The organism is Allobosea sp. 67-29 (assembly GCF_001898115.1).
Taxonomy (GTDB): Bacteria; Pseudomonadota; Alphaproteobacteria; order Rhizobiales; family Beijerinckiaceae; genus Allobosea.
The window spans coordinates 493510-506188 of the sequence record NZ_MKSQ01000007.1 but is presented as its reverse complement, the minus strand read 5'-3'; the positions used below and the strand labels follow the sequence as shown (position 1 = coordinate 506188).

Annotated in this window: 11 protein-coding genes; 9 read left to right on the top strand and 2 right to left on the bottom strand. The window is 66.0% G+C overall.

What is annotated here, in order from left to right; translation table 11 throughout:
• Nucleotides 1–14 precede the first annotated feature (14 nt).
• Nucleotides 15–1340, bottom strand: coding sequence for an MFS transporter (locus tag BGO20_RS06095; protein ID WP_291661883.1), 1326 nt, complete (start codon nucleotides 1338–1340; stop codon nucleotides 15–17).
• Nucleotides 1341–1519: 179 nt separating this feature from the next.
• Between BGO20_RS06095 and cyoA the strand changes: the two genes are divergently transcribed.
• From cyoA to BGO20_RS06070, 5 genes are read left to right on the top strand one after another with little or no spacing between them, the layout of a single operon-like run.
• Nucleotides 1520–2599 (top strand): ubiquinol oxidase subunit II, encoded by a 1080-nt coding sequence (gene cyoA / locus BGO20_RS06090; protein WP_291661884.1) that lies wholly within the window; start codon nucleotides 1520–1522, stop codon nucleotides 2597–2599.
• Nucleotides 2600–2636: 37 nt separating this feature from the next.
• On the top strand, nucleotides 2637–4637 hold the full coding sequence (gene cyoB, locus BGO20_RS06085; RefSeq protein WP_291661885.1) for a cytochrome o ubiquinol oxidase subunit I: 2001 nt from the start codon (nucleotides 2637–2639) through the stop codon (nucleotides 4635–4637).
• A gap of 9 nt (nucleotides 4638–4646) precedes the next feature.
• On the top strand, nucleotides 4647–5279 hold the full coding sequence (cyoC, locus tag BGO20_RS06080) for a cytochrome o ubiquinol oxidase subunit III (RefSeq protein WP_440141857.1): 633 nt from the start codon (nucleotides 4647–4649) through the stop codon (nucleotides 5277–5279).
• Entirely contained in the window at nucleotides 5276–5659 is a 384-nt protein-coding gene (cyoD, locus tag BGO20_RS06075) for a cytochrome o ubiquinol oxidase subunit IV (protein ID WP_291661888.1), read from the top strand. Before cyoC ends, cyoD begins: the two co-directional genes overlap by 4 nt.
• Before the next feature lie 10 nt (nucleotides 5660–5669).
• The gene (locus tag BGO20_RS06070; protein ID WP_465245998.1) at nucleotides 5670–6428 is read left to right on the top strand and encodes an SURF1 family protein; all 759 of its coding nucleotides are present in this window, start codon (nucleotides 5670–5672) and stop codon (nucleotides 6426–6428) included.
• Nucleotides 6429–6434: 6 nt separating this feature from the next.
• Here BGO20_RS06070 and BGO20_RS06065 read toward each other — a convergent pair whose 3' ends face one another.
• On the bottom strand, nucleotides 6435–7814 hold the full coding sequence (locus BGO20_RS06065; protein ID WP_291661889.1) for a M20/M25/M40 family metallo-hydrolase: 1380 nt from the start codon (nucleotides 7812–7814) through the stop codon (nucleotides 6435–6437).
• Between the two features lie 162 nt (nucleotides 7815–7976).
• Here BGO20_RS06065 and BGO20_RS06060 point away from each other — a divergent pair, with 162 nt between their 5' ends.
• From BGO20_RS06060 to BGO20_RS06045, 4 genes are all read left to right on the top strand, one after another.
• Nucleotides 7977–9131 carry an ABC transporter substrate-binding protein gene (locus tag BGO20_RS06060; RefSeq protein ID WP_291661890.1) on the top strand — a complete coding sequence of 385 codons (1155 nt, stop codon included), beginning with the start codon at nucleotides 7977–7979 and terminating at the stop codon, nucleotides 9129–9131.
• A 174-nt stretch (nucleotides 9132–9305) separates the two neighbouring features.
• Nucleotides 9306–10181 (top strand): branched-chain amino acid ABC transporter permease, encoded by an 876-nt coding sequence (locus BGO20_RS06055; protein WP_291661892.1) that lies wholly within the window; start codon nucleotides 9306–9308, stop codon nucleotides 10179–10181.
• On the top strand, nucleotides 10178–11959 hold the full coding sequence (locus tag BGO20_RS06050; protein WP_291661894.1) for a branched-chain amino acid ABC transporter ATP-binding protein/permease: 1782 nt from the start codon (nucleotides 10178–10180) through the stop codon (nucleotides 11957–11959). The genes BGO20_RS06055 and BGO20_RS06050 overlap by 4 nt, the downstream gene beginning before the upstream one ends.
• Nucleotides 11946–12677, top strand: coding sequence for an ABC transporter ATP-binding protein (locus tag BGO20_RS06045; protein WP_291661896.1), 732 nt, complete (start codon nucleotides 11946–11948; stop codon nucleotides 12675–12677). Before BGO20_RS06050 ends, BGO20_RS06045 begins: the two co-directional genes overlap by 14 nt.
• The last annotated feature ends 2 nt before the right edge of the window (nucleotides 12678–12679 follow it).

Genomic DNA, 12679 nt, shown 5'->3' with positions numbered 1-12679 from the left:
CTGCCGGAGCCGGCTCAGCCGTAGCGGGCCTCGAGCCGGCGGTCGAACCAGAGGGCGACCAGCGTGCAGATCGCACCCGAGAGCAGATAGAGGCCGACCCAGGCGAGGCCGAGCCGGCTGGACAGCGTCAGGGCCACCAGCGGAGCAAACCCGGCGCCGATCAGCCATGCCAGGTCGGAGGTCAGGGCCGCGCCGGTATAGCGGTATTCTCGGCCGAAGCTCGAGGCGACGGCGCCCGCCGTCTGGCCGTAGGACAGGCCGAGCAGGCCGAAGCCGATGATGACGTAGACGGTCTGCCCGGCAAGGCTGTCGCCGAAGAGCAGCGGCGCGATGATGCTGCTCATGCTGAACAGCCCGATCATCAGGCCCGACAGGATCAGCGTCCGGCGGCGGCCGATCTGGTCGGCGATCAGGCCGGAGGTCATGATCGCTCCGGCGCAGACCACGGCGCCGGCGCCCTGAACGATCAGGAACTCCGCGACCGAGCGATTGGTGAACAGGTTGATCCAGCTCACCGGGAAGATCGTCACCAGGTGAAACAGCGCGAAGCTCGCCAGCGGCACGAAGGCGCCGAGGACGAGCGTGCTGCTGCGCTTGCGGATGAGCTGCGTGATCGGAATGGGCATCAGCTCGCGGGTTTGCATGAGCTGCGCGAATTCCTGCGTCGCGACCATGCGCAGGCGGGCGAACAGGGCGACGACGTTGATCGTCAGCGCGACGAAGAAGGGATAGCGCCAGCCCCATCCGAGGAAGTCCTGGGTGGACAACGCGCCCTCGAAGAAGGCGAACAGGCCGGCTGCGAGGATGAAGCCGATCGGAGCGCCGAGCTGCGGCAGCATCGCATACCAGCCGCGCCGGTTCGGCGGGGCGTTCAGCGCCAGCAGCGAGGACAGGCCGTCCCAGGCGCCTCCCAGCGCGATGCCCTGCAGCAGCCGGAAGGCCGCCAGGATGATGCCGGACCAGATGCCGATCGTCTCGTAGCCGGGCAGGAAGGCGATCGCTGCGGTGGAGCCGCCCAGCATGAAGAGCGCCACGGTGAGCTTCGTGGCGCGGCCGTAGATGCGGTCGATCGTCATGAACAGGACGGAGCCGATCGGGCGCGTCAGGAATGCGAGGGCGAAGATGCCGAACGAATAGATCGTCCCCGTCAGCGGATCGGCGAAGGGAAAGACCAGCTGCGGGAAGACCAGCACGCAGCCGAGGCCGAAGACGAAGAAGTCGAAATACTCCGACGTGCGCCCGATGATGACGCCGATGGCGATCTCGCCGGGCGAGACGTGATCCCTGCCGTGCTCGTCCGTCAGATGGGTCGATGCCGGGCTTGCCGCATGGGCGCTCATTCGGGGGCTTCCTCGTTCGCGCGGAAAAGGGATAACATTCCCTGGCTCCGGACGCCATGGATGCGCCGGATAAAAGCGAACTGGCCGCCATCTGCCAATGGGACATTCTGTCCTCTGTGCAGTGCGAAAGAATACGATAGACAGAGCGGCAACTTTCCGGTCACGGAGGGCTTGGTCTCTTGAAAAACCGTCGTTTTCTGGCGCTGTTGCCGCTTCTCTCCCTGCTGGGAGGCTGCCAGGCGGTGCTTTTGTCCCCGTCAGGCGATGTTGCGCTGCAGCAGCGCAATCTCATGCTGATCTCGACGGCACTGATGCTGACCATCATCATCCCGGTGATGGCGCTGACGGTGTTCTTCGCCTGGCGCTACCGGGCCTCGGCAAAGGCCGACTACGATCCGGACTGGAACCATTCGCTGCCGCTCGAGGTGGTGATCTGGGCGGTGCCGCTGCTGATCATCGTCATCCTCGGCGCCCTGACCTGGATGGGTACGCATCTGCTCGATCCCTACCGGCCGCTCAACCGGATCAGCGCCGCGACGCCGATCACGACCGCGCAGGCGGGGAGCACCCAGGCGCGCAAGGAGCCGCTGGTCATCCAGGTCGTGGCGCTCGACTGGAAATGGCTGTTCCTCTACCCGCAGCAGGGCATCGCCTCGGTCAACGAGGTCGTGGCGCCGGTCAACCAGCCGATCGAGTTCCGGATCACGGCCTCTTCGGTGATGAACTCGCTGTTCATCCCTGCGCTCGCCGGCCAGATCTATGCGATGCCGGGCATGCAGACCAAGCTCAACGCGGTCATCAACCATCCCGGTGATTTCGAGGGCTTCTCGGCGAATTACAGCGGCGAGGGCTTCTCGGGCATGCGCTTCCGCTTCCGCGGCCTCGAAGGCAACGGCTTCGAGGACTGGGTGAAGGCGGCGCGCGACAAGGGCGACAAGCTCGGCCGCGAGGAGTATCTGGTGCTCGAGCGGCCGAGCGAGCGCGAGCCCGCCCGCCAGTTCGGCAATGTCGCGCCGAATCTCTTCGACCTCATTCTCAACATGTGCGTCGACCGCGCGAAGATGTGCATGCGCGACATGATGGCGATGGACGCCAAGGGCGGCGGCGGCAAGGAGGGCATCTCCACCGTGATGGCTCTCGAATACGACAAATCGGTGCGCCGCGGCGGCGCGCCCATGCCGCCGCGTCCGTTCGTGACCGCGATCTGCACGCCGGCCGATGTCTACGGCAAGGGCGAGATCGCCCGCGCCTCCAATTGAACGGCCGCCTGGCCAAGCCTAGCGATCCGAGGAAGCCATGAATTCCTATCCCGACTGGTGGAAGCTCGTATTCGGACGCTTCACCCTCGAAGCGATCCCGTATCACGAGCCCATCCTGCTCGCGACTTTCGCTGCGGTGGCGATCGGCGGCCTGGCGCTCATCGCCGTGATCACGCGAATGAAGGCCTGGGGCTATCTCTGGAACGAGTGGTTCACCAGCGTCGACCACAAGAAGATCGGCATCATGTACATGGTGCTGGGCGTGGTCATGCTGCTGCGCGGCTTCGCCGATGCGCTGATGATGCGCGGGCAACAGGCCATCGCCTTTGGCGCCAACGAAGGTTATCTGCCGCCGCACCATTACGACCAGATCTTCACGGCGCATGGCGTGATCATGATCTTCTTCGTGGCCATGCCGCTCGTCACGGGGCTGATGAACTATGTCGTGCCGCTGCAGATCGGGGCGCGCGACGTCGCCTTTCCTTTCCTCAACAACTTCAGCTTCTGGATGACCGTCGGCGGCGTCGTGCTGGTCATGGCCTCGCTCTTCGTCGGCGAGTTCGCCAAGGTCGGCTGGCTTGCCTATCCGCCGCTGTCGGGGGCCGCCTATTCGCCCGGGGTGGGCATGGACTACTACCTCTGGGCGCTGCAGATCGCCGGTGTCGGCACGACGCTCTCGGGCATCAACCTGATCGCGACCATCGTGAAGATGCGCGCGCCCGGCATGGACATGATGAAGATGCCGGTCTTCACCTGGACGGCGCTGTGCACCAACGTGCTGATCGTCGCCAGCTTCCCGGTCCTGGCCGGCACGCTCGCGCTGCTGACGCTCGACCGCTATGTCGGCACCAACTTCTTCACGAACGATCTCGGCGGCAACCCGATGATGTACGTGAACCTGATCTGGATCTGGGGCCACCCCGAGGTCTACATCCTGATCCTGCCCTGTTTCGGGATCTATTCGGAGATCGCCTCGACCTTCGCGGGCAAGCGGCTCTTCGGCTACACCTCGATGGTCTATGCGACGGTGGTCATCACCATCCTGTCCTACCTCGTCTGGCTGCACCACTTCTTCACGATGGGCTCGGGCGCCAGCGTGAATTCGTTCTTCGGCATCACGACGATGATCATCTCGATCCCGACGGGCGCGAAGATCTTCAACTGGCTGTTCACGATGTATCGTGGGCGGATCCGCTTCGAACTGCCGATGATGTGGCTCATCGCCTTCATGCTGACCTTCGTCATCGGCGGCATGACCGGCGTGATGCTCGCGGTGCCGCCGGCCGACTTCATCCTGCACAACAGCCTGTTCCTGATCGCGCATTTCCATAACGTGATCATCGGCGGCGTGGTCTTCGGTGCCTTCGCCGGCATCACCTACTGGTTCCCCAAGGCCTTCGGCTTCAAGCTCGACCCGTTCTGGGGCAAGCTCTCCTTCTGGTTCTGGGTGATCGGCTTCTACGTCGCCTTCATGCCGCTCTACGTGCTCGGCCTGATGGGCGTGACCCGGCGCCTCAACCATTTCGAGGATCCGTCGCTGCAGATCTGGTTCGTCATCGCGGCTTTCGGCGCCGTGCTGATCGCGCTCGGCATCCTGTGTTTCCTGATCCAGATCGCCGTGAGCATCCAGCATCGCGACCGGTTGCGCGACGTCACCGGCGATCCGTGGGACGGGCGCACGCTGGAATGGTCGACCTCCTCGCCGCCTCCGGCCTACAACTTCGCCTTCACGCCGGTGATCCACGACCACGATACCTGGGCCGACATGAAGAAGCGCGGCTACCAGCGTCCGCTCGACGGGTTCAGGCCGATCCACATGCCCAAGAACACCGGCGCCGGCCTGATCATCTCCGCCTTCGCGACGATCTGCGGCTTTGCGCTGGTCTGGTATGTCTGGTGGCTGGCGGCGCTGAGCTTCGCGGCGGTGATCGTCATGGCGATCGCGCACACCTTCAACTACGATCGGGACTTTCATATCCCGGCCGAGACGGTCCTGCGCGAGGAAGACCTGCGCACCGAACAGCTCGCGCGGGCCTGAGGGATGGCGATGACGACGGCGACAGCCCAGCAAGACAAGGCCGACGTTCCGGTCTTCCATCTCACGGAGGACGAGCACGAGCATTCCGGCGGCTCGACCATGCTCGGCTTCTGGATGTACCTGATGAGCGACTGCCTGGTTTTCGCAGTCCTCTTCGCGACCTACGGAGTACTCGGGCGCAGCTATGCGGCCGGGCCATCGGGCGCCGATCTGTTCGACCTGAAGCTGGTGGCGGTCAACACCACCATGCTGCTGTTCTCCTCGATCACCTATGGCTTTGCCATGCTGGCGATGGACAAGGGGCGGCAGGCGGCGGTGCAGGGCTGGCTGCTCGTGACCGGCCTGTTCGGCCTCGCGTTCATTGGAATCGAGCTCTACGAGTTCCACCATATGATCCTGGAAGGTGCGACGCCGATGCGCAGCGCCTTCCTGTCGTCCTTCTTCACGCTGGTCGGCACGCACGGGCTGCACGTCACCTTCGGCCTGATCTGGCTGACCGTGCTGATGGTGCAGGTGTCGCAACGCGGGCTGATCGAGGCCAATCGCCGACGACTGATGTGCCTTTCCATGTTCTGGCACTTCCTCGACGTCGTCTGGATCGGCGTCTTCACCTTCGTCTACCTGATGGGCGTGCTGAAATGAGCGGACCGCAGAACCATTCGGATGCCCATGGCGCCGATCACGGCGAGCACGGCGCCTCCCATGCGACGCTGCGCGGCTATCTCACCGGCTTCGTGCTGGCCGCCATCCTGACGGCCATCCCGTTCTGGCTCGTCATGGCCGACGTGCTCGGCAACGCGACCACGACGGCGATCGTCATCATGGCTTTCGCGGCGGTGCAGATCGTCGTCCACATGATCTACTTCCTCCACATGAATTCGCGCTCGGAGGGCGGCTGGACCATGATGGCGCTGATCTTCACCATCGTCATCGTGGCGATCGCGCTCTCGGGTTCGCTCTGGGTGATGTACCACCTCAACAGCAACATGATGCCGATGGCGCCGGGCGATCACCCGATGTGAGGGCGCGGCCATGGCGGCGCCGGCAGGGCGGGTCGAGGGTGGCCCGCCGTCGCGGATGAGCCGCTTTCGCATCCTCGCGCTGGCCGGCCTGCTGACGGGCGTGTTCGTCGGCCTTGGGCTCTGGCAGATCGAGCGGCGGAGCTGGAAGCTCGATCTGATCGCGCGCGTCGATGCCCGCATCCATGCGCAGGCGGTGCCGGCGCCGGGACCGGGGGACTGGCCCGGCCTCGAGCCCGCCGACGCCGAGTACCGCAAGGTCGCGCTGGACGGGGTCTATCTGCCTGGTCCGGAAACGCTGGTGAAAGCCGTCACGGTTAAGGGCCCCGGCTTCTGGGTGCTGGCGCCGTTCCGCAGCGAGCGCGGGTTCACCGTCCTGGTCAATCGCGGCTTCGTGCCGGAAGGACGGAGCGACCCGTCGGCGCGCAGCGGCGCGGTCTCGCGCGGCCGGACGCACCTCGCCGGGCTCTTGCGGTTGAGCGAACCCGGCGGCGGCTTCCTGCGCAGCAATGACCCGGCCGGCGGGCGCTGGTATTCGCGTGACGTCGCCGCGATCGCGCAGGCGAGGGGGCTCGGCACCGTCGCGCCCTATTTCGTCGATGCCGATGCCGAATCCGAGCCCGGCCCGCGGCCGCTGGGCGGGCTGACCGTCGTCAGCTTCCGCAACACCCACCTCATCTATGCGCTGACCTGGTTCTGCCTGGCCGGAATGAGCGCCTGGGCCGGCTTCCAGCTCCTGCGCAGGCGCCCGGAGGGGGAGAAGGAGGGCTGAGGCCGGTCAGGCCGGCGCCTTCATCTGCCCCAGTTCATGCAGCAGCGCCGCACCCGTCCGGACGCCGCTGTGGAAGCAGTCCAGCGTCATGTTCTCGTTCGGGGCGTGGTTCGCCTCGTCATGGTTGGCGTAGGGCGTGACGAAGGCCGGGATGCCGAGGATCTTGGTGAAGACGTAGTTCGGCAGGCTGCCGAAGCCGGCCGGGATCAGCAGCGGCTCCTCGCCATGGGCGGCGACGAAGGCGCGGCGCAGCGGTGCGGTGTAGGGCGAGGCGATCTGCGTCTTGGACGGCTGCATGCCCATTTCCTCGACGATGAACTCGACCTCGGGCGCATGCTTCTCGACATGCGCCCTGACCTTTCGCAGCACGTCCTGCGGGTCCTGCGCCTCGACGAGCCGGATGTCGCATTTCACCAGCGCCTCGTTCGGCAGGACGGTCTTGGTGCCGGGCCCGCCATAGCCGCCGTGGAAGCCGTTGATCGTCAGCGTCGGCTGGAAGCAGAGGCGGTCATAGAAGGGGCGCTCGAGCGGCGCGTCGAGGCGGGAAAGGCCAAGGCCCTGCTTGAAGGCGTCGAGGTCGAGCGGCAGGCGCGCGATCGCCTCGATGTCCTCGGCCGTGGGCGGCAGGACATCGTCGTGCAGCCCCTCGATGGTGATCTCGCCATCGGCGTTCTTCATCGTCGCCAGCAGATGGACCAGCGTCCAGATCGGGTTCGGCACGACGCCGCCGAAGTTGCCGGAGTGGACGTCTCGGCTCGCGTGGCGGCAGCGCAGATCGAAGGAGACGACGCCGCGCGAGCCGAACTTGATGGTCGGGGCTCCGCTGGCATGGCGGGGGCCGTCGGCGGTGACGGCGAGATCGGCCTTCAGCAGGTGCGAATGGGCGCGCACGAAGCCGGCGATGCGGGGACTGCCGATTTCCTCCTCGCCCTCGAGCAGCAGGATGACGTTGCAGGGCAGCTCGCCATGGACCTTGAGATGCGATTCGATCGCGAGGATCTGGGCGAAGTGCTGCCCCTTGTTGTCACCGACGCCGCGGGCGTAGAGGCGCCCGTCGCGAATCGTCGGCTCGAAGGGCGGGGAGAGCCACTTGTCGAGCGGATCGGCGGGCTGCACGTCGTAATGGCCGTAGAGCAGGACGGTCGGCTTGCCCGGCGCCTTCTCCCAGCGCCCGATCACCATCGGGTGACCTTCGGTCGGGATCAGGCTGGCCTCGAGGCCGATGTCGCCGAGCATCCGGAGCAGCAGATTGCCGACCTCGGCGATGCCGATGTTCTCCGCGCTGATGCTGGGATGGCGCAGATAGTCGATCAGGCGATCGAGAAAAGCCGGCCGGTTCGCTTCGATATGCTCGAAAACCGGGGCCAGAGCGGCGGAGGAAGCCATGGAATCCTGCCTGGAAAGCTGGAGGGATTTTCGCCGGAGACGGGCGGGCGTCTCATCCTAAAGGATGAGACGTTGCGGTGTTTTGCCGCCAGCCGACAGGATACACAATAGTCGAAGCCGGGCTGCAAGACCCGATCTAATCCATTAAAACGGGAGGTAACGATGAATTTGACCCGTCGCAGGTTTACGACCGGTCTTGCCGGCACCATTGCGGCTCCGGCCGTCCTTCGCACAGCCTATGCCCAGGGCGCCACGGTCAAGATCGGCATGGTCGTGCCGATGACCGGGGCAGCGGCCGAATCCGGCTCCTTCGCCCAGACCGGCGCCAAGATCGCGCTCGAGCAGGTCAACAAGGCCGGCGGCGTGCTCGGCAAGCCGCTCGAGCTCGTGTTCGAGGACGACCAGACCACCAATCCCGGCGCGGTGCTCGCCTTCTCGAAGCTCGCCAGCCAGTCCGACATCGTCGCCTTCCTGGGCTCGATCCGCTCCACGCAGATGCACGCGATGGCGCCCGACATGCTCAAGGCGGGCAAGCCTGTCGGCTTCGGCGGCACCGATCCGAACCTGACCAAGCTCGGCAATCCCTGGCTGTTCCGCTTCCGCCCGAACGATTCCTATTCGGGCAAGGTGATCGCCCAATACGGCACCAAGGAACTCGGCAAGAAGAAGTGGGCGATCGTGCACTCGACCGACGCCTTCGGCACGGCCGGCGCGAAGGCGCTCGAGGATGCGCTGCCCGGCAACGGCGCGACCATGGCCCTCAAGCAGGGCTATGCCAACCAGAGCCAGGACTTCACTCCCGTGGTGCTGGCGGTGCGCCAGTCGGGCGCCGAGATCCTCGGCACCTACTTCACCTTCGAGACCGATCTCGGCATCTTCGCCCGGCAGCTGCGCCAGCTCGGCGTCAACATTCCCTGGGTCGGCTCTCCCTCGATCGTCAACATCTCGGCTCTCAAGCTCGCCGGGCCGGCGCTCTACAACACCTACGGCGTCGCCGACTATGCCGAGGATTCGAGCGAGGCCTCGAAGGCCTTCGGCAAGGCCTATCGTGATGTCCGCAAGGTCGCGCCGGACAACCAGTCCTCCTGGACCTACGATGCCGTCACCTGCCTGGCGATGGCGATGAACAAGGCGGGTTCGACCGAGCCGGAAAAGGTCCGCCAGGCCATGCTGGCGATCCGTGGCCACAAGGGGGCCGAGGGCGAATACAACTTCGACAAGAACGGCGACGGCCTGCACGGCTACAACATCGTCAAGAACGAGAAGGGCGACATCAAGTTCGACAAGCGGATCGATTTCCCGCCGAACCTGGGCTGAGCCCGCCAGGGCGCCCGATCTCGCCCGGGAAACCGGCCGCCGATCGGCTTGGCCGACGGAAGCCGCGGGCCCCGGAAGGGCACGTCCTGCATCTCGCAACACGCTTCCGCTGCGGACGGCTTCCCGCTGTCCGCCGCGACGAAGCGGCCGGCCTCACGCTAGCGCGGTAGACAGATGGATCTCGTTCTTCAGCTTCTCTTCACCGGCATCGGCATCGGCTCGGTCTACGCGCTGGTCGCGCTGGGCTTCGTGCTGATCTTCCGGGCCACCAACGTCGTGAACTTCGCCCAGGGCGAGTTCTCGATGGTGGCGGCCTTCCTGATGGTGGTGTTCTCGGTCAAGATCGGACTGCCCTACTGGATGGCGTTCGTCGTCGCGCTGATCGGCATGGCGGGGCTCGGCGCCGTCTTCAATCTGGCGGTCTACTACCCGCTGCGTCACCGGACCTATCTGCCGGTCATCATCTCGACCATCGGCGCCTCGATCTTCATGGCCAACACGACGCTGGCGATCCACGGGCCCGAACCGGAGGTGCTGTCCGGCTGGTTCGACACGCCCGGCTTCATGCTGGGGCCGGTCTACTTCGACAACCAGTACGTCCTGATCATCGTCGTCACTGCCCTGCTGGTGGCGCTGCAATACTGGTTCTTCGAGCACACCCTGCTCGGCAAGAAGCTGCAGGCGACCTCGCAGGACAAGGAGATGGCCTCGCTGCTCGGCATTCCCGTGGCCGTCATGATCATGATCACCTTCATCTACTCGGCCGTGATCGGCGGCATCGCCGGCATCCTCGTGGCGCCCGTCCTGTTCGTCTCGATCGGCATGGGTGCGACGATCGCGCTCAAGGCCTTCGCCGCGACGATCATCGGCGGCTTCGGCGACGTGACGGGGGCGATCATCGGGGGCCTGGCTCTGGGCGTGATCGAGACCTTCGGTGCCGCCTATATCTCGGTGCCCTACAAGGACGGCTTCGCCTTCCTGGTGCTGATCGCCTTCCTGATCTTCCGGCCGCAGGGCATCTTCGGCGAGCGGGTGGCGGAAAAAGCATGAGCACGAGCGAGACCACCACCGCTCCCGGCGACATCCGGCCGCGCCTGCGCTGGGGCGTCCCGGCCTATGTGCTGCTCGTCCTCGCGGCCATGGCGATCGCCATCGTCGTCCCCAAAACCGGCTATGTGCTGAACATCTCCCTGCAGGCGACGACCTATGCCATCGCCGTGCTCGGGCTGACGATCGTGCTCGGACTGTGCGGCCAGATCAACTTGGCTCAGGCGGCCTTCTTCGGCCTCGGCGCCTATGCGGTCGGGCTCGGCCAGACGCATTACGGCGTCAACTTCTGGGTCTGCCTCCTGATCGGCACCTGCGTCGCGGCCGGCTTCGGGGCGCTGCTCGGTGCCTCGACCCTGAGGCTCGGCGGGCACTACCTCGCGATGGTCACGATCTCCTTCCAGCAGATCGTGACCCTGGTGCTGATCAACTGGATTCCCGTCACGAACGGCCCCGATGGCGTGCGCGCCATTCCGCGTCCGGGCTTCCTCTCCGACGGCTCGATCTATCTCGCCTTCTGCATAGCGGCGCTCGGCACCCTTGGCTTCCTGGTCTGGCACCTGCGCGACACGCGGCTCGGCCGGGCGATGCGGGCGGTGCGCGACAACGAGCTCGCGGCCGGGGTCGCGGGCATCGACGTCTATCGGACGAAGGTCACGGCCTTCGCGCTCTCGGCGATTCTGGGCGGTATCGGCGGCGGCCTCTTCGCCGGTGGCTTTTCCTATGTCAGCCCGGATCAGTTCTCCTTTGCGGAATCCGTGGTGTTCCTGACCATGGTGCTGCTCGGCGGCGTCGCCTCGCCGATCGGCGCGGTGATCGGCACCGGGCTGCTCATCCTGATCCCGGAATGGCTACGTTTCCTCAAGAGCATCCCCGGCCTCTACCTCGCCATCTACGGCGCGGCGGTGATCCTGATCGTCGTCTTCATGCCGGACGGCATCTGGGGCTATCTGCGCGGCCTGCTCGACCGCTTCAAGCGTGCGGTGCTGCCGACGAGGACAAGCGCCGCGCTGCAGCTCTCCGGTGGCGGCCAGGGCAGCGAGACCGTCCTGGAGGTGCGCGGACTGTCGAAGCATTTCGGCGGGCTCAAGGCGGTCGACGAGGTGGATCTCACCATCAGGCGCGGCGGGGTGCATGCGCTGATCGGCCCCAACGGTTCGGGCAAGACGACGACGCTGAACGTGCTCTCCGGCCTCTACAAGGCCACTGCCGGCAGCATCGTGCTTAACGGGCAGGACATCACCGGGCTGCCGCCGCATGCGCGCACCAGGGCCGGGCTTGGCCGGACCTTCCAGAACATCCGGCTCTGGCGCTCGATGACGGCGCTGGAGAACGTGATGGTCGGCGCCGAGCGCCCCGGCAGCCCCGCGGGCAACGACCCGGCCGCATTGGCGGAGCGGGCGCGGGCGGCGCTCGCCTTCGTCGAGCTCGAGGACCGTGCCGACGAGGTGGTGTCGAGCTTCTCCTACGGGCACCAGCGGGCGGTCGAGATTGCCCGTGCGCTCGCCGGAGATCCGGTCCTGCTGCTGCTCGACGAGCCCGGCGCCGGCCTCAACTCCTCGGAGAAGGTCGAGCTGCGTGACCTGCTGAAGCGCATCTCGGCGCGCGGACTGACCATCCTCATCATCGACCACGACATGACGCTGGTCAGCGAGGTCGCCCAGCACATCACCGTGCTCAACTTCGGGCGCCGCATCGCCGACGGTTATTCGGCCGATGTGCTGAAACATCCCGACGTGATCGCCGCCTATCTGGGGACGGGTCCCGATGCCGCTGCTTGAACTGAAGTCCGTCGTCGTTCGCTATGGCGAGGTCGAGGCCGTCGACGGCATCTCGCTCGTCGTCGAGGCCGGAGAGGTCGTCACGCTGCTGGGGTCGAACGGCGCCGGCAAGTCGACGACGCTGCGCGCCATCTCCGGGCTGGCGAAGCCGGCGGCCGGCGACATTCTCTTCGAGGGCCAGTCCATCGCCGGCCTGCGACCCGAGGAGATCGTCCGCCGCGGCATCGCCCATGTGCCCGAGGGGCGGCACGTCTTCCCCGGCCTCAGCGTGCGTGAGAACATCATGCTCGGCGCCTCCAACCGCAGCGGGCTGAAGACCTCGCAGATCAAGAAGGAGGCGGACGAGATGTTCGACCTCTTCCCCGACATCCGCCGCTTTGCCAACGCCCTCGGCTGGACGCTTTCGGGCGGACAGCAGCAGATGGTGGCGGTGGCGCGCGGGCTGATGGCGAAACCGCGCATCCTGCTGCTCGACGAACCCTCGCTCGGGCTGGCGCCGGTCATCGTGCAGGCGGTGTTCGCGATCATTGCCGAGATCAGGCGGCGCGGGACGACCGTGCTGCTCGTCGAGCAGAACGCCAGGATGGGTCTCTCCGTCGCCGATCGCGGCTATGTGCTCGAAACCGGCAAACTGGTTCTGTCGGGCACGCCGGACCAGCTCTGGTCGAACGAGGAAATCCGCGCGGCCTATCTCGGCGGCAGGACCGCCGCCGCCTGAGG